Origin of the sequence: Ralstonia sp. 24A2 (genome assembly GCF_051783885.1) — a bacterium.
Lineage (GTDB): Bacteria > Pseudomonadota > Gammaproteobacteria > Burkholderiales > Burkholderiaceae > Ralstonia.
Genome location: NZ_JBPVZD010000002.1, coordinates 1744764 through 1763478, shown reverse-complemented (window position 1 = coordinate 1763478; position 18715 = coordinate 1744764). Strand labels below are relative to the sequence as shown.

General features: G+C 63.4%; 18 protein-coding genes. 7 read left to right on the top strand and 11 right to left on the bottom strand.

Features of this window, described 5'->3' with window-relative positions:
- Positions 1–140 precede the first annotated feature (140 nt).
- The 6 genes from fabG to ACS13N_RS13165 form a co-directional block, all read right to left on the bottom strand.
- Positions 141–890 (bottom strand): 3-oxoacyl-ACP reductase FabG, encoded by a 750-nt coding sequence (gene fabG, locus ACS13N_RS13190; protein ID WP_316874264.1) that lies wholly within the window; start codon positions 888–890, stop codon positions 141–143.
- Positions 891–904: 14 nt separating this feature from the next.
- Positions 905–1834 (bottom strand): ACP S-malonyltransferase, encoded by a 930-nt coding sequence (fabD, locus tag ACS13N_RS13185; RefSeq protein WP_438932059.1) that lies wholly within the window; start codon positions 1832–1834, stop codon positions 905–907.
- 32 nt (positions 1835–1866) lie between these two features.
- A complete protein-coding gene (locus ACS13N_RS13180) occupies positions 1867–2847 on the bottom strand; it encodes a beta-ketoacyl-ACP synthase III (protein ID WP_438932058.1) in 981 nt (326 codons plus the stop codon).
- A 37-nt stretch (positions 2848–2884) separates the two neighbouring features.
- Positions 2885–3946 (bottom strand): phosphate acyltransferase PlsX, encoded by a 1062-nt coding sequence (gene plsX, locus ACS13N_RS13175; RefSeq protein ID WP_438932057.1) that lies wholly within the window; start codon positions 3944–3946, stop codon positions 2885–2887.
- A gap of 188 nt (positions 3947–4134) precedes the next feature.
- A complete protein-coding gene (gene rpmF / locus ACS13N_RS13170) occupies positions 4135–4314 on the bottom strand; it encodes a 50S ribosomal protein L32 (protein ID WP_003268823.1) in 180 nt (59 codons plus the stop codon).
- A gap of 115 nt (positions 4315–4429) precedes the next feature.
- Positions 4430–4966: a YceD family protein gene (locus ACS13N_RS13165; protein WP_438932056.1), complete on the bottom strand. Its 537-nt coding sequence runs from the start codon at positions 4964–4966 to the stop codon at positions 4430–4432.
- Between the two features lie 194 nt (positions 4967–5160).
- Between ACS13N_RS13165 and ACS13N_RS13160 the strand changes: the two genes are divergently transcribed.
- A complete protein-coding gene (locus tag ACS13N_RS13160; RefSeq protein ID WP_438932852.1) occupies positions 5161–5757 on the top strand; it encodes a Maf-like protein in 597 nt (198 codons plus the stop codon).
- Positions 5758–5760: 3 nt separating this feature from the next.
- Positions 5761–6492: an SAM-dependent methyltransferase gene (locus ACS13N_RS13155; RefSeq protein ID WP_438932055.1), complete on the top strand. Its 732-nt coding sequence runs from the start codon at positions 5761–5763 to the stop codon at positions 6490–6492.
- 15 nt (positions 6493–6507) lie between these two features.
- Here the strand turns inward: ACS13N_RS13155 and ACS13N_RS13150 are convergent, their stop codons facing one another.
- Genes ACS13N_RS13150 through ACS13N_RS13135 form a run of 4 tightly spaced genes read right to left on the bottom strand, consistent with a single transcriptional unit; the run spans position 6508 to position 9731 of the window.
- Positions 6508–7620 (bottom strand): S49 family peptidase, encoded by a 1113-nt coding sequence (locus ACS13N_RS13150; RefSeq protein ID WP_438932054.1) that lies wholly within the window; start codon positions 7618–7620, stop codon positions 6508–6510.
- 48 nt (positions 7621–7668) lie between these two features.
- On the bottom strand, positions 7669–8070 hold the full coding sequence (locus ACS13N_RS13145) for a Rieske (2Fe-2S) protein (RefSeq protein WP_438932053.1): 402 nt from the start codon (positions 8068–8070) through the stop codon (positions 7669–7671).
- Positions 8063–8722, bottom strand: coding sequence for an HAD-IA family hydrolase (locus ACS13N_RS13140; RefSeq protein WP_438932052.1), 660 nt, complete (start codon positions 8720–8722; stop codon positions 8063–8065). The genes ACS13N_RS13145 and ACS13N_RS13140 overlap by 8 nt, the downstream gene beginning before the upstream one ends.
- Positions 8703–9731: an RluA family pseudouridine synthase gene (locus ACS13N_RS13135; protein ID WP_438932851.1), complete on the bottom strand. Its 1029-nt coding sequence runs from the start codon at positions 9729–9731 to the stop codon at positions 8703–8705. The genes ACS13N_RS13140 and ACS13N_RS13135 overlap by 20 nt, the downstream gene beginning before the upstream one ends.
- A gap of 726 nt (positions 9732–10457) precedes the next feature.
- Between ACS13N_RS13135 and ACS13N_RS13130 the strand changes: the two genes are divergently transcribed.
- The 5 genes from ACS13N_RS13130 (at position 10458) to ACS13N_RS13110 (ending at position 17159) form a co-directional block, all read left to right on the top strand.
- Positions 10458–13454, top strand: coding sequence for an Rne/Rng family ribonuclease (locus tag ACS13N_RS13130; protein ID WP_438932051.1), 2997 nt, complete (start codon positions 10458–10460; stop codon positions 13452–13454).
- 182 nt (positions 13455–13636) lie between these two features.
- Positions 13637–14758 carry a GTP 3',8-cyclase MoaA gene (gene moaA, locus ACS13N_RS13125; RefSeq protein ID WP_438932050.1) on the top strand — a complete coding sequence of 374 codons (1122 nt, stop codon included), beginning with the start codon at positions 13637–13639 and terminating at the stop codon, positions 14756–14758.
- Positions 14759–14776: 18 nt separating this feature from the next.
- On the top strand, positions 14777–15391 hold the full coding sequence (gene mobA, locus ACS13N_RS13120; RefSeq protein WP_438932049.1) for a molybdenum cofactor guanylyltransferase MobA: 615 nt from the start codon (positions 14777–14779) through the stop codon (positions 15389–15391).
- Between the two features lie 27 nt (positions 15392–15418).
- The gene (gene moeA / locus ACS13N_RS13115) at positions 15419–16699 is read left to right on the top strand and encodes a molybdopterin molybdotransferase MoeA (protein ID WP_438932048.1); all 1281 of its coding nucleotides are present in this window, start codon (positions 15419–15421) and stop codon (positions 16697–16699) included.
- Positions 16700–16880: 181 nt separating this feature from the next.
- Positions 16881–17159: a hypothetical protein gene (locus ACS13N_RS13110; protein ID WP_004635681.1), complete on the top strand. Its 279-nt coding sequence runs from the start codon at positions 16881–16883 to the stop codon at positions 17157–17159.
- A gap of 70 nt (positions 17160–17229) precedes the next feature.
- On the opposite strand, the gene ACS13N_RS13105 is transcribed toward ACS13N_RS13110, so the two are convergent.
- On the bottom strand, positions 17230–18711 hold the full coding sequence (locus tag ACS13N_RS13105) for a DNA recombination protein RmuC (protein WP_438932047.1): 1482 nt from the start codon (positions 18709–18711) through the stop codon (positions 17230–17232).
- Positions 18712–18715: the final 4 nt, after the last annotated feature.

The following is an 18715-nucleotide window of genomic DNA, read 5'->3' as shown; positions in this document are numbered from 1 at the left end:
AGGTTTGCGCAGCGAAAAACCGCGCCTGAATCCTTGCAAAAACTGCGCCCAATATGATGCTAAAAGCCTGTTAATTCAGCGATTTCACAGGATTCCGCGCATGCGCAAGACCCTGCACAATCGCCGCCGGGACGGCTTCCTTATCCCATGTACATGCCGCCGTTGACGTGCAGCGTCGAGCCCGTAATGTAGCCCGCCGCCGGTGACGCCAGAAAGGCAACCGCGCTGGCGATGTCTTCCGGTGCACCCAGACGGCCCAGCGGAATCTGCGCCTTCAGCGCAGTGTGTTGCTCTTCCGACAGAACCTTGGTCATGTCGGTATCGATAAAGCCCGGTGCAATGCAGTTGACCGTAATGTTGCGGCTGCCGATTTCGCGAGCCAGCGCACGAGCCATGCCTTCCACGCCGGCCTTGGCTGCCGCGTAGTTGGCCTGACCGGGGTTGCCAGCCGAGCCCACCACCGAAGTGATGTTGATGATGCGGCCGCCGCGCGCCTTCATCATCGGGCGCAGCACCGCACGCGACAGACGGAACACAGCGGAGAGGTTCGTGTCGATGACCGACACCCATTCCTCATCCTTCATGCGCATCGCCAGGTTGTCCTGCGTGATGCCGGCATTGTTGACCAAAATGTTCAGGCCACCATGCGTTTTGATCGTCTCGTCGATGACGGCTTCGCAGCGCGCGGCGTCGTTCACGTTGAGCACCACACCTGCGCCCTTCACGCCCGCTTCGGCAAAGTAGGCCGTGATGGCCTGCGCGCCGGCTTCCGACGTGGCCGTACCGACCACCGTCGCACCCTGACGCGCCAACTCCAGTGCGATGGCACGGCCGATGCCGCGCGACGCGCCAGTCACGAGCGCGACCTGGTTGTTCAATGCTTGGGTCATACGAATCCCGTTGATTATTTGAGTTGGCCGAGCACGGCTTCAAGCGATGCCGGATCGAAGATCGCATCGCCGATGATCTCGCCATCAATGCGCTTGACCAGACCCGCCAGCACCTTGCCCGGGCCGCACTCGACCACACGGGTGATGCCGTCGACCTTCATCTTCTGCACAGTCTCAACCCAGCGCACCGGCGAGGCAGCCTGGCGCACCAGCGCATCCTTGATGGCAGCCGGATCGCTCACGACGGCCACATCCACGTTGTTGATGACAGGAATGAGCGGAGCGCTGATCGTCACGCTGGCGAGATACTCGCGCAGACGATCCGATGCCGGATTGAGCAGCGACGAGTGGAACGGCGCCGACACCGGCAACGGCAGCGCGCGCTTGGCGCCCTTCGCCTTGGCGATTTCGCACGCCTTCTCGACAGCCGCCTTGGCACCGGCGATCACCACCTGTGCCGGTGCGTTGAAGTTGACAGCCTCGACCACGCCTGCAGCCGACGCTTCGGTACACGCAGCGCGCACGTCATCATCCGACAGGCCGAGAATCGCAGCCATGCCACCCTCACCCACCGGCACAGCTTCCTGCATAGCCTTGGCACGGAAACGCACCAGCGGCACAGCATCCTTGAAGGCGATCGCGCCAGCAGCGACCAGCGCCGAGTACTCACCCAGGCTGTGGCCGGCCATAACGGTCGGCACCGGGCCGCCCGCAGCTTGCCATGCTCGGTAGACCGCTACGGCGGCCGTCAGCATAACCGGCTGCGTGTTGGTGGTCAGATTCAGTTCTTCAGCCGGACCTTCGGCGATCAGCTTGCCGATGTCCTGACCCAGTGCATCGGAGGCCTCAGCCAGCGTGGCCGCCACCACGGGATGATCAGCAAACGCGTTGAGCATGCCGACCGATTGCGAACCCTGGCCGGGAAAGACGAAAGCGAATGTCATGGCTCGTATTGTTCGTTCTGGAAATTCGTCGATCAGAAGCGCAGCAGCGCCGCGCCCCAGGTAAAGCCGCCGCCCACGCCTTCGAGCATCACGTGATGGCCCGGTTTGATGCGACCATCGCGCACAGCGACGTCCAGCGCCAGCGGAATCGATGCAGCCGACGTGTTGCCGTGCTCATGCACCGTCACCACCATGCGCTCGACAGGCAGCCCAAGCTTCTTGGCCGTGCCTTGCATGATGCGAATGTTGGCCTGATGCGGGATCAGCCAGTCGACCTGCGAAGCGTCAAGCTCCGCAGCAGCCAGCGCTTCACGCGCCACCTTGTCGAGCACATTCACTGCCAGCTTGAAGACGGCCTGGCCGTCCATATACAGAAAAGCGCTGCCCTGGATCGCGCCGGCAGCGACGTTGCCGGGCACGCACAGGATATTGGCGTGGCTGCCATCGGCGTGCAATGCGGTCGACAGGATGCCCGGCTCGTCCGAGGCCTGCAGCACCACAGCGCCGGCGCCGTCGCCGAACAGCACGCAGGTGGTGCGGTCGCTGAAATCGATGATGCGCGAGAACACTTCAGAGCCGATCACCAGCACGTTACGGTAAGCACCCGCGCGGATGAACTTGTCGGCCGTCGACAGCGCGTAGACAAAACCGGAGCACACGGCCTGCACGTCAAACGCCGCGCAACCGTTGGTGATACCCAGCTTCTGCTGCACCAGACAAGCAGTGCTCGGGAAGACGAAATCCGGCGTGGACGTGGCCACCAGAATCAGGTCGATCTCAGAGCGATCGATGCCGGCGGCCTCGATGGCGCGCTCGGCTGCCTTGACGGCGAGATCGCTACACGTGACATCGGGTTCGGCAAAGTGGCGCGCGCGAATACCGCTGCGCGTGACGATCCATTCGTCGCTCGTCTCGATGCCCTTTTCGGCCAGTTGTGCAGCCAGTTCTTGATTGGTGACCCGCTTGGGCGGCAGGTAGCTGCCCGTGCCGATGATCCTTGCGTAACGTGTCATGTGCGGTGGGGTGAATGCTGACTCGGGGGCAACGCGCTCAAGCGGCGTCGGCGGCCGGAGTGGAAGTGGAGACCGGCGCAGCGCCCGCTGCGTCGTGATGCGATTCGAACGCCTGCGCAATGCGGGCGATCACGCCGTTGGCCGCTGCGTCGTAGGCGCGCTTGATCGCCCATTCAAACGCATAGGCATCGGCCGAACCGTGACTCTTGATGACAAGACCCCGCAGGCCGAGCAGCGCGGCGCCATTGTAGCGCCGATGGTCAACACGGCGTTTGAAACGCGAAAGCACGGGCAGCGCCACCACCGCGAGCAACTTGGTGAACCACGAGCGGCTGAATTCTTCGCGCAGCATCTCACCGATCATCTTGGCGAGGCCTTCCGTGCTCTTGAGCGCTACGTTGCCGACAAAGCCGTCGCAGACGACGATGTCCGTGGTGCCCTTGAAGATGTCGTTGCCTTCAACGTTGCCGAAGAAGTTGAGATCGGAGCCGCGCAGCAGCTCACCCGCCTGCTTGACGACCTCGTTACCCTTGATGACTTCTTCGCCGATGTTGAGCAGGCCCACCGTCGGACGCGGCTTCTGCTCGACCACCGACACCATTGCCGAGGCCATCTGCGCGAACTGCAGCAGGTGCGCGGGCTCGCAATCTGCGTTGGCACCGAGATCCAGCACCGTGGTGCCGGAGCCCTTCTCGTTCGGGATGGCGGTCGCAATGGCCGGGCGATCGATGCCGTCCAGCGTCTTGAGAACGTAACGCGACACGGCCATCAGGGCACCGGTATTGCCGGCGGAGACGCACGCTTGCGCGGCGCCTTCCTTGACCTGATTGATGGCCACGCGCATCGAAGAATCTTTCTTCTTGCGCAACGCGACCTCCACCGGATCGTCCATCGACACCACCTCGGAGGCAGGGACGACGTGGATGCGCGGGTTCGCAGCGGCGTGAAGTCGTTTGAGCTGCGCCGCAATGACGTCGGGCTGCCCGACGAGCAGCATTTCGACGTCTTCGTGTGCGGCGAGAAATTGGATCGCTGCAGGGATCGTCACGCCAACGCCGTGATCGCCACCCATGCAGTCGATGGCAAGCTTGATGGTCATGCGAGTCTGAGTTGCGGTTTCACGTGCGGCTTCAGCATAGGCGCCGTATGGTACACAAACCCGACCACGCCTTGCCGAATTCTGCGCAACAAAAAAGCGGCAATTTGGCTTGCCGCTTTCTCGTTTGCATCATGAACCTGTGCGTTCAGACCAACCCAACGCGCTTGCCAGAGAACTGGCAAATCGCATCAGTCGTTCTTGGTCTTCACAACCTTGCGGCCACGGTAGTAGCCGTTCGGGCTCACGTGGTGACGCAGGTGGACTTCACCCGTGGTCGGCTCGACAGCGATCGGGGCCGTGGTGAGGAAGTCGTGCGAACGATGCATGCCGCGCTTGGACGGCGACTTCTTGTTTTGTTGAACAGCCATGACTGACTCCTAAGCAATTTGATCGATTTTATCACATCACACGGAGCCGGAGCGTAGCCATTCCGGTAGGCGTGTGAAACGTACTGCCATCAACGCACGCAAAACCTGCGTACGCCTAATGTTTGGTCTTCAGATTGGCCAGCACCGCGAACGGCGACGGCTTCTTTTCGGCTTCCGCCTCTTCCGGCAAGACCTCATCCGGACAGACTGCGTGACGCGGTGACACCGGCAGCGCCAGCAGCAACTCGTCTTCGATCTGCGTGATCAGGTCGAAGTTACGGGAGCCGACGATGACATCTGCCTCGTCATCATCCAGCGGCGCTGCGTCAGCCTCTCCCTCCGAACGCATCACCTCTAGGCGCGTACGCACCGGCAGCGATTGCTCGTAGGCGTGCAGGCAACGCTGGCATTGCAGCCAGATCGAGCCATCCACTTCCAGATCAACGAAGAAACGCTGGCGGGCCGACTGACCTGCGGCGGCCTCCTCGCGCACAACGCCTTGCATTTGCCAACGAAACTGCCCGTTGGCACCAGCCGGCGCATCGGCGGCTTGCTCAGCCAGCAGACGAGGCATATCAACCAGGTTGACCGTGCCGCTTACCCGCTCGCCTGCGCGGATGAACGCGAAAAGGTCGAATGCACGAAAATTCACAGATCGAACCCGCTAAAGCCGTTGGTGCGCGAAACCTGATTTGTGCCGCCTTGCACATCGCCCCCGGCATCTTGCGCCTAGGCGCCCGGTTTGCGACACTGCGCGGCCAAACCGCGAAACGCGGGATTATAGCGAGAAAAAACCTCTGGCGTCAAAAGGTTTTTTCTCAAAATCCACTGCATCTTCAAGCACTTATGACCTCTGCCTCGCGTCCGCCGTTGATTCTCGGTTCCAGCTCGCCTTATCGGCGGGAATTGCTCGAACGCCTGCGCCTGCCGTTCGAAATCGTCGTGCCGAACATCGACGAGACCCCCGCTCCCGGCGAATCGCCCGACCAGACCGCGTTGCGCCTGGCCCGACAGAAAGCCGAGAAGGTAGCGTTGGACCATCCGGGCGCGCTGGTGATCGGCTCCGATCAAGTGGCGACGCTGGACGGCAAGCAGGTCGGCAAACCAGGCGATCACGCTCGCGCGCTCGCGCAATTGCACTGGATGCGTGGACGTACAGTCACTTTTCACTCGGCGTTGTGTCTATACGATGGCCGCACCGGGCAGCATCAAAGTGAAGATATCCGCACGCTGGCAACCTTCCGCGACCTCTCCGATGAGGAGCTGGACGCGTACTTGCACCTGGAACACCCTTACGACGTGGCTGGCAGCGCCAAATCCGAAGGTTTGGGCATCGCCCTGCTAGAGCGCGTGGAATCGTCAGACCCAACGGCACTGGTGGGCCTGCCGCTGATCGCGCTGACCAGCATGCTGCGCAACGTGCACTACCCTCTCTTCGTCTAAACCATGGCTGGCACGCTTTATCTCATTCCAAATACGCTTGGTCTGCGCGATGCAGCCGATCCGCTGCCCGACGTGATCCCCGCAGGCGTGCAGCAGATCACGGCGCAGCTCGATTATTTCGTGGCCGAACACGCCAAAACGGCGCGCGCGCTACTCAAAAAGCTGGCAGAAACCACGCCGCTGGCGCGTCCGCTACAGGAAATCACCATCCGCGAACTGAACATCAAGACGCCGGAATCGGAGTTGAAAGACCTGCTGGCACCGGTGATTGCCGGGCAGGATGCCGGGCTGATGTCCGAAGCCGGCGTGCCGGCGGTGGCCGATCCTGGCGCAAACCTCGTGCGTCTGGCCCATCGGCACGGCGTGCGCGTGAAGCCATTGGTGGGGCCAAGCTCGATCCTGCTGGCGGTAATGGCTTCGGGCCTGAACGGCCAGAGCTTCGCGTTCAACGGCTATCTACCGGTTGACGCGGGCGAGCGCAAAACCAAGCTGCGGGCGCTTGAGCAGCTTTCACGCTCAGCGGGACAAACCCAGGTATTCATCGAGACGCCATACCGCAACGGAGCATTGCTGGAAGCCATCCAGGCTGGCTGCGCACCAGGCACGCTGCTGTCCATCGCAGTGGATCTGACGCTGCCCGGCGAACAGGTGGTCACCCTGCCCGTGAGCGATTGGCGTGCCGACCGCATGGACTTGCACAAGCGGCCGGCCATCTTTTCGCTGCTGGCGCGCTGAGGGCGCCAGCGCGACTTACTCTTTCATCAGCAGCTTGAGCTGGCCTGTGGAGGCCAGCGCCTTGACGGCCCCCGCGCCCATTGCCGTGCCGAGCTTGCGGGCAACGCGCGAGGCGAAGTTTTCCTTGACCGTGTAGTCGACCACATCCGGCGCCTTGATGACGTTGCGCGCCACGAAGTCTGCACTACCGAGCCCGTCGGCCAGGCCCAGCTCAACCGCTTTCGAGCCTGTCCAGAACAAGCCCGTGAACAGCGTCGGATCATCCTTCAGCCGCGTGCCGCGGCCTTGCTTGACCACATCGATGAACTGCTGGTGGATGTCGTTGAGCATGTCCTGCGCGTACTGCTTCTGCTGCGGCGGCAAGGGCGAGAATGGATCAAGCATCCCCTTGTTCGAGCCCGCCGTGAGCAGACGGCGCTCCACCCCGATCTTGTCCATCAGCCCGGTAAAGCCGAAGCCGTCCATCAGTACGCCAATCGAGCCGACGATGCTGGCCTTATCGACATAGATCTTGTCAGCGGCAGCGGCCACGTAGTACCCGCCCGAAGCGCACATCTCCTCAACCACGACGTAGAGCGGGATGTTCTTGTACTTGGCACGCAGGCGACGGATGTCATCGTTGATCATGCCTGCCTGCACAGGCGACCCACCCGGCGAATTGATCTTGAGGATCACGCCGACCGTGTTGTCGTCGGCAAACGCCGCTTCAAGCGATGCGTTGATGTTCTCGGCGCTGGCGTTCGTGTTGGCGGCGATCTCACCATCGAGGTTGACCACGGCAGTGTGGCGGCCGGTGCTGACCGTTTCGCCCTCAAAGCTGGCGAACGCCCAAAGAATCAGACCAACGATACCCAGCGACACGAAGCGGAAGAAGATGCGCCAGCGGCGCGCAGCGCGTTGCTCCCGCACTGTCGCCATCAGCACCTTTTCAAGCACCTCGCGCTCCCAGCCGCTTGGCTGCGCCGGGGCCACCGCAGAGGCCGCCGATGCTGGCTTGCCGGCAGCAGGATCACGCAACTCAGCTTCGAGCGGGTGATCGGCGTGCTGCGTAACTTCCAGTGCTTCCAGCTTGCCAGCGCCCTCTTCGGGTGCATTTTCAGGCCCTTTCGGCGGATTCGAGTCGGTCATAGACGAAGTTGGGAACGGTCGAGGAAGTCGAAAAAACTGACGACGCCATCATGCGGGGGGAATCGGCGCCGGCGCGGGGGGCGACGCACGAAATAAGGCATCGGGTTGCCACCAGACGCCGCCGTCGCGCTCGGCAATGTCGAGCTTGGACAGATGCGAGCCCCGACACGGCCCGCCAACACAGCGGCCCGTATCCGGTTCGTAGATGGCGCCATGCGTCGCGCACATCAGATACAGCCCGGAGCTTTCAAAAAACTGACCTTCCTGCCAGTCCATCTCCATCGGCACGTGCGCGCACTGATTCAGGTAACCGTGCACGCCGCCGGCATAACGGACAACAAAGGCGCTAATCGTACGCCCACGCACTTCCACGGGAAAACGCACACCCAAGCCACCATCTTCCAGCGCGGCGCTCTCACAGATGCGAACCGGTTCTGCCATCTCAAGCATGATCCGCCAGCCAGCGATGCAGATCGGCGACCGATTGCGCGCAATACAACGGTGTAAGCGTATGCAGCACGTCGGCAGGATGCGCGCCGTATGTAACGGCCACACCGGCGGCCCCTGCATTCGCCGCCATCTGCAGGTCGTGCGTGGTGTCACCGATCATCACCGTGCGCTCGACATCCATGCCGAGGTCACGGGTGAGTTCGAGCAGCATCGCCGGGTGCGGCTTGGAGAACGTCTCGTCGGCGCACCGTGTGTTGTCGAACACGCCAGTCAAGCCGGTGACTTCCAGCGCGCGCTGCAGGCCAACGCGCGATTTACCGGTCGCCACAGCCAGCAGGTAGTTCTCGCGGCGCAGCGCGTCGAGCATCTCGCGCACGCCCGGGAACAGCACCAGTTGCGAATCACGGCTGAGGTAATGAAAACGATAACGTTCGGCCAGCTTGCCGTAGTCCGCCGGGTCGAGCGTCGGCACCGCATATTCGAGCGCGTCGCGCAGCCCCAGACCGATCACATGACTCGCGCGCGTATCATCCGGCACGGGCAGACCGAGATCCCGGCACGCAAGCTGGATCGACCGGGTAATGGCCGACGTCGAATCCATCAAGGTACCGTCCCAGTCGAAAACGATCAGGTCAAAGCGCTGCTGGGGCATCGGAATCGGGACTCTCAGATTGGAAGGCGTTCAGGAAATCGGCACACTCAGCCGGCAACGGCGCGTTGAATGTGACGATTTCACCGCTGTGCGGGTGCGTCAACTGCAGGCGATGCGCGTGCAGGAACATCCGCCCCAGCCGCGGCGACGCATTTGCGCGCGATAACGCCTTGTTGAGCGCAAAATCGCCGTATTTGTCGTCACCGAGGATGGGGAAACCGGCATGGGCCAGGTGCACGCGAATCTGGTGCGTACGCCCCGTCTTCAGTTCAGCCTCCAGCAAGGTGTAAGGCCCGAACACGCCCACCTTGTTGAAGATCGTGTGCGACGGCTGCCCATCGGCCTGCACACGCACGCGGCGCTCACCCTCGGGCGTGGTGAACTTGTGTAGCGGCGATTTGATGTGTTGGCGCTTGTGCGGCCAGACGCCCTTCACGGCGGCGAAATAGCGCTTGTCGAGCTGCCCTTCGCGAATCTGCTCGTGCAGTGCGACCAGCGCCGAACGCTTCTTAGCCAGCAGCAGAACACCGGAAGTCTCGCGATCCAGACGGTGCACAAGCTCAAGGAACTTGGCTTCCGGGCGCGATTGACGTAGCTGCTCGATCACGCCAAACGCGACCCCTGAGCCGCCATGCACGGCCACGCCGGCCGGCTTATCGATCACCAGCAGGTGCGTATCTTCGTGGAGGATCGTGAATTCAGCCGCCGGCACCGCACGCGGCGTTTCAGCTTGCTGAGCGATCCGAAGCGGCGGAATGCGCACCAGGTCGCCGAGCTTCAAGCGATATTCGGCGTCAATCCGACCTTTGTTCACACGCACCTCGCCGGAGCGCAGGATGCGGTAGATGTGGCTCTTGGGCACGCCCTTGGCCAGGCGCATCAGAAAATTGTCGACGCGCTGCCCTTCGGCGTCTTCACCGATTTCTACATAGGCGACGGATTTGCCATCGAGTGCGTCACGTGCGGCCTGTTGAATGCGGCCATCAAATGGATGGCGTAACTCATTCATTTTCAATATAATTTTCTCGCTGGACAGTCGTTTAGGCGCCAGCAAAGCCGGTCGGGACGAAACAACAGCTATTGTACACAGCCACCGTTTCCGTCCGGAACGTGCCGAACTCCCGCCCACTTGTGTTACAAAGCTAATCACGTGGCCGGTCCAATCGGCACGAAAGCAGCACGCACCGCTGTCCCATCGCGCAGGACGTGAACCAAAGATCACGTCGGTAAGATCGGTCAGCGTAGAACGAGCAGCTGGTAGAACAGAATTCAAAAGCGGGCGCCACATGGTCTCCATACGGCGCCCGCTTGGTGAAAGAAGCCCTTGCCGCACCACAGTTGGTGCCGGCCGGCTCAGTATCCGGTTACCGCGTTGCCATGGCGGTCCGGCGGCAAAACTCTAACAAGCAGCACGCCGCCCGATTTGCCCGCCGCGGGTTTCGTCCGGACAGGCCGTCCGTCAATTCGCTCTTTGTGGTCGCTTCACGCGACTCGCCGCCGCCGGCCCGCCCGCACAACGCGTTGGGCCCGTGGCACGAGTGACAGGACGCGCGACATGACGCCAACCGCGTCTGCGAACTCCGCCCTGCCGTCCGTGACGCCCTCATTTCTTTCGCCCGTGCCCCGTTGCGCCGTCTTTTCATCGGCCAACACCCCGGCAATTCGTTGACCACCCGCTCCGCCTTCGCGTGCTCCATGAAGCGCCGTGCATGCACGGCATTGGAGTGAGGTTGCAATGAAACGCATGTTGTTCAATGCGACGCAGCAAGAGGAATTGCGCGTCGCCATTGTCGATGGTCAGAAACTGATCGATATCGACATCGAAACCGCCGGGCGCGAACAGCGCAAAGGCAATATCTACAAGGGTGTCATCACCCGCATCGAACCGTCGCTGGAAGCCTGCTTCGTTAATTACGGCGAAGAACGGCACGGTTTTCTCCCCTTCAAGGAAGTCGCCCGCGCCTACTTCAAGGAAGGCGTGGATGTGCGCAATGCGCGCATCCAGGATGCGCTGCGTGAAGGCCAGGAACTGATCGTCCAGGTTGAGAAGGAAGAGCGTGGTAACAAGGGCGCAGCCCTGACCACGTTCATCTCGCTGGCCGGCCGCTATCTGGTGCTGATGCCGAACAACCCGCGCGGCGGTGGCGTCTCGCGCCGCATCGAGGGCGAAGACCGCCAGGAACTGCGCGAAACCATGGCGCAACTGGAAGTGCCGGACGGCATGAGCATCATCGCCCGCACCGCCGGTATCGGCCGCTCGGCCGAAGAACTGCAGTGGGACTTGAACTACCTGATGCAGCTGTGGAAGGCCGTCGATGGCGCCGCCGTAGACAACAAGGCCCCGCTGCTGATCTATCTCGAATCCAGCTTGGTGATCCGCGCGATCCGCGATTACTTCCAGCCGGATATCGGTGAAATCCTGATCGATACGGACGATATCTACGATCAGGCCCGCGCCTTCATGAGCGTGGTGATGCCCGACAACATGAATCGGGTGAAGAAGTACCGCGACGACGTTCCCCTGTTCTCGCGCTTCCAGATCGAACACCAGATTGAATCGGCGTACTCGCGCATGGTGATGCTGCCCTCGGGCGGCGCCATCGTGATCGACCACACCGAGGCGCTGGTCGCCATCGACGTGAACTCGGCGCGCGCCACCAAGGGTGCGGATATCGAGGAAACCGCCGCGCGCACCAACCTCGAAGCCGCCGACGAAATCGCCCGCCAGCTCCGACTGCGTGACCTGGGCGGCCTGATCGTGATCGACTTCATCGATATGGAGTCGAGCAAGGCCCAGAAGGACGTCGAGACCCGCCTGAAAGACGCACTGCGCCACGACCGCGCCCGCGTGCAGATGGGCAAGATCAGCCGCTTCGGCCTGATGGAGCTGTCGCGCCAGCGCCTGCGTCCGTCGCTGTCGGAAGGCTCGCACGTCACTTGCCCGCGCTGTAACGGCACGGGCCACATCCGCGATACCGAATCGTCCGCCCTGCAGGTGCTGCGCATCATCCAGGAAGAGGCGATGAAGGAAAACACCGCCGCGATCCACTGCCAGGTGCCGGTGGAAGTGGCTGCGTTCCTGCTCAACGAGAAGCGCCCGGACATCAACCTGATCGAGACGCGCTTCAAGGTCAATGTGCTGCTGATCCCGAACAAGCATCTGGAGACGCCGCACTACAAGCTGGAGCGCCTGCGCCACGACGATCCGCGCCTGGACGACACCAAGGCCAGCTACAAGATGGCCGAGGAAGCCGCCAAGGAGCTGGAAGCCGACACCGCCTACAGCACCCGCAAAGAAGCGGCCAAGCCGCGCCAGGAAGCCGCCGTCAAGGGCATCACGCCGGAACAACCGGCGCCTGTGTCGGTGCCGCGCCCGGAGCGCCCGGCCCGCACTGAAGCCACCCCAGCCCCGCAAGTGGCGGCCCCGGTGCCTGCACAAGGCGGTTTCATTTCGTGGCTGAAATCGCTGTTCGGCGGCAAGCCGGCTGAGCCGGTGGTGGCAGCGCCGGTTGAAGCACCGAAACAACGTACGGAAGACGGCAACCGCCAAGGCCGTGGCAATCGCCAAGACCGTGGTGGCCGTAGCCAACGTGGTGAACGCGCGGAACGTGGCGAACGCCAAGGCCAAAGCCAGCAACAAGGTGGCCGCGACGGCAACCGCCAAGGCCGTGACCGCAATGAAGCCCGCGAAGGCCAGCAACAACAAGGCCAGCGCGAAGGTCAACGTGACGGCCAACGCGGCAATCGCGACCGAAACCGCCAGCCGGCCCAGGTCGAAGGCGGCGCACGCGAAACCGCTGAAGCCCGTCAGCCGCAACAGGGCCAGGAAGCCCGCGGTGAAGGCCAAGGCCGCCGCGAGCGCAACCAGGAACGCCGCGAGCGCCAGCCGCGTGAGGGCCGCGAAGGTCGTGAGGCTCGCGAACCGCGTGAAAACCGCGAACGCGACCAACAAGCCAAGGAAGCCGCTGCGGCAACGCCTCTGGCAGCAGAGGACCTGATCGACCAGGCTGCTGCGCCGCAAGTGCCGCAGGCTCTGCTCGACACCACGGTTCCGGCGGAAGTCGCTGGCATGGAAGGCGTGGCTCCGGGTGCCGAAGGCAACGGTGAGGGCGAAGAGCGCCGCCGTCGTGGTCGTCGCGGCCGCAACCGCTATCGCCGTGACCGTGAAGGCGCAGAAGGCGAAGACGACGCGGAAGGTAGCGAAAACGCCATCGCAGAAACCGAAGCGCATGCTGCGCCTGAAGGTAACCAACTCGCCGAGCCGGCACTGCACACGACCGTGACTGAGCCGGTGCAGACTGCCTCGTTCGCACCGGTCGAGGCCCCGGCCCCGGTGGTCCAGGAGCCCGTGCTTACGGCTGATGCCGTGGCACCGGTCGCCGCCGCGCCCGCCGTGCAACCGGCTGAACCGGCCGTGGTAGCCACTGCTCCCGCAGTTGAAGTTGCCGAAGCCGCTATCGCAACTGCAACGGCCGTTGCACCAGCACCGGTCAGCACCGTCGGCAAGGCCGCGCCGCTGTCCGTCGAAACGCTGCAAAGCGTGGTGAGCAACGTCGGTATGACGTGGGTCCACACGGATGCGCAAAAGCTGCAAGCCTCGCAAGAAGAGGCCGCCCGCACCGTCGCAGCTCCGCGTGTGCCGCGCGAGCGCAAGCCGCTACCGCCGATCCAGCAAGGCCCGATGATCCTGGTCGAGACCGGCCGCACGTCAGGCGGCGCTGACCAGCAATAAGCGACCCACCCGGCGGGCAACCGCCGGTGCGTTGCCTCAGGGCGGCTTCGGCCGCCCTTTTTCCTGTGCGCGACGTGCGGAGCCAGAACTGTGCTCCCCGCGCCAAACAGGGGCTGCGCTACACTCGAAGATGTATCCAGCGTGATCGTCCTGCTTTCTGGATTGACGCGCCGCAACACACCATGACCGAAACCGTCATCCCCCTCTACGATTTGCGCGACGGCCAGCACCATCGCGCCACGGTGCCTGCCGTGCCGGACACGCTCGTCCCCGCACAGGGTTGGCTGGCGGACACACGCGGTCGCCGGCTGCACGATCTGCGTATCTCGGTCACGGATCGCTGCAACTTCCGCTGCGTCTACTGCATGCCGAAGGACGTATTCGACAAGGACTACCGCTTCCTGCGTCACTCCGAGCTGCTGTCGTTCGAAGAGATCGAGCGCATGGCGCGTCTGTTCATCGAGCACGGCGTCGAGAAGATCCGCCTCACGGGCGGCGAGCCGCTGCTGCGCAAGGATATCGAGCGCCTGGTCGAAATGCTCGCGCGCCTGACCACCGCAGAAGGCAAGCCGCTGGACCTGACGCTCACCACCAACGGCGCCCTGCTGGCGCGCAAGGCACAGTCGCTCAAGGATGCCGGCCTGAACCGCGTGACCGTCAGCCTGGATGCCATCGACGACGCCGCCTTCCGCCGCATGAACGACGTCGATTTTGCTGTGAGCGAGGTACTGCACGGCATCGAGGTCGCGCAGAAGGTGGGCCTCGCGCCGCTCAAGGTCAACATGGTCGTCAAGAAAGACGACAACGACAGCCAGATTGTGCCGATGGCGCGCCACTTCCGGGGCAGCGGCATCATCGTGCGCTTCATCGAATACATGGACGTGGGCACGACCAACCACTGGGAGATGGGCTCCGTCGTACCGTCGGCCGAGGTGGTCAAGCGCCTGTCGGCGGAGTTTCCGCTGGAGCCGGTCACGGCCAACTACAGCGGCGAGACTGCCGAACGCTGGCGCTATGTGGATGGCGCCGGCGAGATCGGCGTGATCTCCAGCGTCACGCAAGCGTTCTGCCACGACTGCACGCGCGCGCGGCTCTCGACCGAAGGCAAGCTGTACCTGTGCCTGTTCGCGACCGAAGGCTTCGACCTGCGCACCCTGCTGCGCAATGGCACGACTGACCTCAAACTCTCCAACGCGATCCGTGCCATCTGGCAGGGCCGCGCAGATCGCTACTCCGAACTGCGCGCCAACGGCCAGGCCCATCCGGCTGGCCGGCGCATCGAGATGTCCTACATCGGCGGCTGAGCCCGCTTAGGCAACCACATGATTCCGACATCCGACATCACCGGCCTGATCCTGGCCGGCGGCCGGGGCAGCCGCATGGGCGGCGTCGACAAGGGCCTGCAGACCTTCCGCGGCGCGCCAATGGCGATGCACACGCTGATGCGCCTGTCACCGCAGGTGGATCACATGCTGATTAACGCCAACCGCAACCTGGCCGCGTACGAGTCGTTTGGCGTGCCGGTAGTGGTGGATTCCGTGCCGGACTTTGCCGGGCCGCTGGCCGGCGTGCTCGCAGGGCTGGAGCAATGCCAGACGCGCTATCTGCTGACCGCGCCGTGCGATTCGCCATTCGTGCCAGTCGACCTTGCAGCCAAGCTCTCGGCTGCACTTGAAGCAACCGACGCGCGTATCGCCATGCCGGTGACGATGGAGCCAGATGAGCACGGTCAACCGCGCAAGCAGGTGCAGCCGGTATTCTGTTTGATCAATGCACGGCTGACCGACGACCTGATCGCCTACCTGCAAGGCGGCGGCCGTAAGATCGAAACCTGGACCGCACGCCACCCGACGGTGGAGGTGCCGTTCGACGACACCGCCGCCTTCGCCAACATCAACACGCTGGAAGAACTGCACCACCTGGCCGAGCGCCGCTAGAGCGCCGCCCCCTCCCTCATCGACGTCATGACCACCCTCGCCTCCGTCGTCTCCTGCCTGTCCGATTATGATCCGAACGCACTGCCCGTCGCGCAGGCGCAAGCCATCATGCGCGGTTTCGTGCAGCCGGTCAGCGGCTTTGCGCACGTGCCGATCCGCAGCGCGCTCGACCGCGTGCTGGCCGAAGATGTGCTGTCACCCATCGACGTGCCTTCGCATGACAACTCGGCGATGGACGGCTTCGCCTTCGCCAGCGCAGAACTCTCGCGCGATGAAGGTGAGGTGTCGTTGCGCGTGATCGGCACAGCGTACGCTGGTGTCGCCTTCGACGGTGCACCAGGCGCGGGTGAGACCGTACGCGTGATGACCGGCGCCGTCATGCCCGCCGGTTGCGATACGGTGATCCCGCAGGAATTCACGCAGGGCGACGCCACCGCTGTCCGCTTTGCCCGCGATGCGGTACGCGCCGGCGACAACCGCCGCCTGCGCGGCGAAGACCTTGCCCAGGGCAGCGCAGCGCTGGCGGCGGGCCGCGTCCTCCGCCCAGCCGATATCGGCATGCTCGCCTCACTGGGTATCGCCGAAGTGGCCGTGCGCCGCAAACTGCGCGTGGCGTTCTTCTCCACCGGCGACGAGCTGCGTTCCATCGGTGAACCACTCGACGCGGGCTGCGTGTACGACTCGAACCGCTACACGCTGCACGGCATGCTTTCGCGCCTGGGCGTGGAGCTGATCGACATGGGCGTCGTGCGCGACGACCCGGCCGCGCTCGAAACCGCCTTCCGTACCGCCGCTGAAAACGCCGATGCGATCATCACCTCGGGCGGTGTATCCGTTGGCGAGGCCGATTTCACCAAGCAGATGATGGCCAAGCTCGGCGACGTGACGTTCTGGAAGATCGCCATGCGCCCGGGCCGGCCGATGGCCTTCGGGCGCATCGCTTCCAACGGCCGCAGTGCGTTTCTGTTTGGCCTGCCGGGCAACCCGGTGGCGGTGATGGTGACGTTCTATCACTTCGTGCGTGGCGCCCTGCTGCAGATGATGGGGGCCAGCGAGCCGGGTGCACCTCTGGTGCCCGCCGTGAGCGTGACACCGATCCGCAAACGCCCCGGCCGCACGGAGTATCAGCGTGCCATTGCGGCGTTGAACGATCGCGGTCAGCTCGAAGTGCGCCTCACGGGCCAGCAAGGCTCGGGCGTGCTGCGTTCCATGAGCGAGGCGAACTGCTTTGTGGTGCTCGCGCATGAGCAGGGGCAGGTCAACGCGGGCGATGCGGTGCAGATCCTGCTGTTCGACGGACTGGTCTAGTCCGTTGCTACGATAGGCGAGCTGCAATCACCATGCGGGCGTGGCGCTCACGGCGCCTTGCGCCGGAAGCAACGTGGCAGGTTGTCGGTTTTTTGCGTCACCCGCTGAGCGCGGGTATCGGCAGGTCGGTCGATTCGCTACACTTTGCGCCAGTTTGAACGTTTTGAGCTTGCGTGACGCCATGATGACAAAGGAGATTGCTTACCTCCACCCGGCCCACACAGCGCGTGCGCTGGTGCTGGTCTACCTGTGTTTTTCGCTTCCGGTCGTGGGGCTGTTCTTCTTTGTCGGCTTTGTCCGCTACGGTGAACTACCGACGATCGTGGTGTTGAGCGGGTTGATTCTCAACGCGCTGGTTGGCTTTGGCGCGCTGTGGCTGGCTTGCCATGCCTACAACTGGGTCGCTGAGCGTTTTGGCGGCATCGAGATCCTGCTGCGCGACGTACCGGAAGAAGCCTGATCCAGGCACCTACGGATAAAAAAGAAGGGGCGGAAAATTCCGCCCCTTTTCTTTTGCTGATGCTGACCGCTTATTCGGCCTCGCTCATGTCACTTTCGCCATCCTGCGGCACGGCCGTTTCCAGCCCCAGCACGTTCTGCGCAGAATCGCTCGGCAGCGCTTCCACCGCCTTGAGCTTGCGATTCATCTGACGCGTACGCACCTCGGCCTGCTCGATGTTGCTGACGGCGCGCTCCAATGTCTTCTTGGTCGCGGCCAATACGTCGCCGAATTTGCCGAATTCGCTCTTCACCGCGCCCAGCACCTGCCAGACTTCGCTGGAACGCTTTTCCAGCGCCAGCGTGCGGAAACCCATCTGCAGGCTGTTGAGAATAGCCGTAAGTGTGGTCGGCCCCGCCACCGTCACGCGGAATTTGCGCTGCAGCTCATCGGTCAAGCCCGGACGGCGCAGCACCTCGGCGTAGAGGCCTTCCGTCGGCAGGAACAGGATCGCAAAATCGGTCGTGGCCGGCGGCGCGATGTACTTCTCGTGGATGGTCTGCGCTTCCTTGCGCACCGCGACTTCCAGCTCACGGCTGGCGACGGCAGCGGCATCCGCATCGGCGCGTTCCTGCGCGTCGAGCAGGCGCTCGTATTGTTCCTTCGGGAACTTGGCGTCGATCGGCAACCAGACAGTGGCATCGCGTTCCGCATCGGTCTTGCCGGGCAGGCGGATGGCGAACTCCACACGCGCGCCGGTGCCCTGCACGGTCTCGACGTTCTTGTCGTACTGCTCGGGCGTGAGCATCTGCTCCAGCAGCATCTCGAGCTGGACTTCACCCCAGGTGCCGCGCGTCTTCACATTGGTCAGCACCTTCTTCAGGTCACCCACGCCTTGGGCCAGCGCCTGCATCTCGCCCAAGCCGCGGTGCACCTGTTCGAGACGGTCGGACACCAGCTTGAACGACTCACCCAGGCGCTGTTCCAGCGTGGCGTGCAGCTTCTCGTCGACGGTGCGGCGCATCTCGTCAAGCTTGGTCGCGTTGTTGGCCTCGATGTCCTTGAGCTTCTGCTCCAGCGTGGCGCGCACCTCCGCCAGGCGGCGCTCGTTGCCCTCGCCCAGTTGGGCGAGCTGCTGCTGCATGGTCTCGCCAAAGCGGCGCAGCGCGTTGCCCTGCTCCTCGCGTGCCTGCTGGGCCTGTTGTTGCAGGCTCTGGCGCACAGCTTCCAACTGCTGGGTGTTCGTCTCGGTCAGCTTGGTGAGCTGCTGGGCAAACGTGTCGATCTGGTTGTTCTGCAGCGTGGCAACGCTAGTGAGCTGCGTCGCCAGCACCTGCTGGAACTGCCCCAGTTGTTGTGTGACGTCGCTGCGGCCAATGCGAGCGGTCTCGGCAATTTCACCGCGCAGTTCGCGTTCGACGCGTTCGTTGCCGCGCGCAAGCTCATCGCGTAGTGCCGCAAGCAATGGCGACACATCATTTCCAGCCGGGCGCGAGACACCGCGCCAGATCAGCACACACAGCACGGCCACGATGGCCACGCCAAACAACGTCAATAAAGCCAGCCAATCCATAGGG

Bases quoted from the DNA above. Each gene is read 5' to 3' on its own strand.
- fabG (WP_316874264.1), bottom strand. From the start codon at position 890: ATGACCCAAGCATTGAACAACCAGGTCGCGCTCGTGACTGGCGCGTCG.
- fabD (WP_438932059.1), bottom strand. From the start codon at position 1,834: ATGACATTCGCTTTCGTCTTTCCCGGCCAGGGTTCGCAATCGGTCGGC.
- ACS13N_RS13180 (WP_438932058.1), bottom strand. From the start codon at position 2,847: ATGACACGTTACGCAAGGATCATCGGCACGGGCAGCTACCTGCCGCCC.
- plsX (WP_438932057.1), bottom strand. From the start codon at position 3,946: ATGACCATCAAGCTTGCCATCGACTGCATGGGTGGCGATCACGGCGTT.
- rpmF (WP_003268823.1), bottom strand. From the start codon at position 4,314: ATGGCTGTTCAACAAAACAAGAAGTCGCCGTCCAAGCGCGGCATGCAT.
- ACS13N_RS13160 (WP_438932852.1), top strand. From the start codon at position 5,161: ATGACCTCTGCCTCGCGTCCGCCGTTGATTCTCGGTTCCAGCTCGCCT.
- ACS13N_RS13155 (WP_438932055.1), top strand. From the start codon at position 5,761: ATGGCTGGCACGCTTTATCTCATTCCAAATACGCTTGGTCTGCGCGAT.
- ACS13N_RS13150 (WP_438932054.1), bottom strand. From the start codon at position 7,620: ATGACCGACTCGAATCCGCCGAAAGGGCCTGAAAATGCACCCGAAGAG.
- ACS13N_RS13145 (WP_438932053.1), bottom strand. From the start codon at position 8,070: ATGCTTGAGATGGCAGAACCGGTTCGCATCTGTGAGAGCGCCGCGCTG.
- ACS13N_RS13140 (WP_438932052.1), bottom strand. From the start codon at position 8,722: ATGCCCCAGCAGCGCTTTGACCTGATCGTTTTCGACTGGGACGGTACC.
- ACS13N_RS13135 (WP_438932851.1), bottom strand. From the start codon at position 9,731: ATGAATGAGTTACGCCATCCATTTGATGGCCGCATTCAACAGGCCGCA.
- ACS13N_RS13130 (WP_438932051.1), top strand. From the start codon at position 10,458: ATGAAACGCATGTTGTTCAATGCGACGCAGCAAGAGGAATTGCGCGTC.
- moaA (WP_438932050.1), top strand. From the start codon at position 13,637: ATGACCGAAACCGTCATCCCCCTCTACGATTTGCGCGACGGCCAGCAC.
- mobA (WP_438932049.1), top strand. From the start codon at position 14,777: ATGATTCCGACATCCGACATCACCGGCCTGATCCTGGCCGGCGGCCGG.
- moeA (WP_438932048.1), top strand. From the start codon at position 15,419: ATGACCACCCTCGCCTCCGTCGTCTCCTGCCTGTCCGATTATGATCCG.
- ACS13N_RS13110 (WP_004635681.1), top strand. From the start codon at position 16,881: ATGATGACAAAGGAGATTGCTTACCTCCACCCGGCCCACACAGCGCGT.
- ACS13N_RS13105 (WP_438932047.1), bottom strand. From the start codon at position 18,711: ATGGATTGGCTGGCTTTATTGACGTTGTTTGGCGTGGCCATCGTGGCC.